This window comes from Oleiphilus sp. HI0086, from assembly GCF_001635225.1.
The window spans coordinates 1-1,101 of record NZ_LWFZ01001288.1; the positions used below are offsets into that span (position 1 = coordinate 1).

Annotated in this window: 1 protein-coding gene; it reads right to left on the reverse strand. The window is 42.3% G+C overall.

Translation table 11 applies throughout. The features are described 5' to 3' along the window. Window positions 1-59: 59 nt before the first annotated feature. Entirely contained in the window at window positions 60-959 is a 900-nt protein-coding gene (locus A3756_RS22165) for a diguanylate cyclase (RefSeq protein ID WP_068552608.1), read from the reverse strand. Window positions 960-1,101 lie beyond the last annotated feature (142 nt).

The window sequence follows — 1,101 nt, forward strand, 5'->3', positions numbered from 1 at the left end:
CCCGTATTATTCTTCTTTTCTAATTCCCGCTCATGCGTAAGTAATATAAACTTCATTAACTATAAAATACGATTACGGCCTGCTTCTTTAGCTTCATATAATAATTTGTCAGCACTCTCGATAAACTCTGCCGCACTTTGCCCTTCACCAGCAAACTGAGCAATCCCACCACTAACCGTGACATGATCTGCCACTAAAGAGTGTTCATGAGGATAATTCAAATCACTAAACAACTTATTTATACGCTTCGCAACCGCTTGCGCTTGCACCGCATTGGTATTAGGCAAAATCACTGCGAATTCTTCCCCACAATACCGAGCAACAATATCGGCTGGTCGGCACATCGCTTTACGCAAGGTTTCACCAACAGCCTTTAAACACTCGTCACCGGCTTGATGTCCGTTGTTATCATTGAAAGGTTTAAACTGATCAACATCGATCATAATCAAAGTTAAAGGGTCTTTCTCTTTGATTGACCTAGTGATCTCCAGCTCCATGGCCTTATCAAAACCACGGCGGTTCACCAGTCCTGTTAAGGTGTCTTGAAATGCGAGCAACTCCATTTTTAATTTGGTGCCATGAAGCTCGTCCTGAATCTGGGCGATACGCTCCATCGCATGAATCATCGCTTCAAGCACTTCAGGCACTATCGGCTTATAAAGATAAATATCGCCGCCTGACTGAATACCCACAGTACAAAACTTAGTATCCGTTTTAGCACTAACAAAAATAATGGGGAACCATATAGAGGTATCTTGACGAATAATTTTAGTCGTTTCAAAACCGTTAAGACCAGGCATTTCAACGTCCATCAAAATCAAATCGACTTTCTCTTGCCGACAGAGGTCAATTGCATCCTGTCCACATTCGGCCTCGATGACATCATGCCCAAGCCCGGCAACTACTGCTAGAGACACAAGCCTCATAGAACGCTGGTCATCAACAATCAGTACTTTCATAACNCACTCAACTTTTATTAGTCATTACATGCTCAGATCGCTATGGCTAGTTAACGGCCTTTAGTATACTGAGCAACTTATTATGAGAGCGGCCATAATGAAGCACCACAATTGTTACAAGATAAAATCGTTTGTGCTCTAA

What these genes read in the sequence shown, in the direction of transcription:
- A3756_RS22165 (WP_068552608.1), bottom strand. Translation starts at nt 959, where the DNA reads ATGAAAGTACTGATTGTTGATGACCAGCGTTCTATGAGGCTTGTGTCT.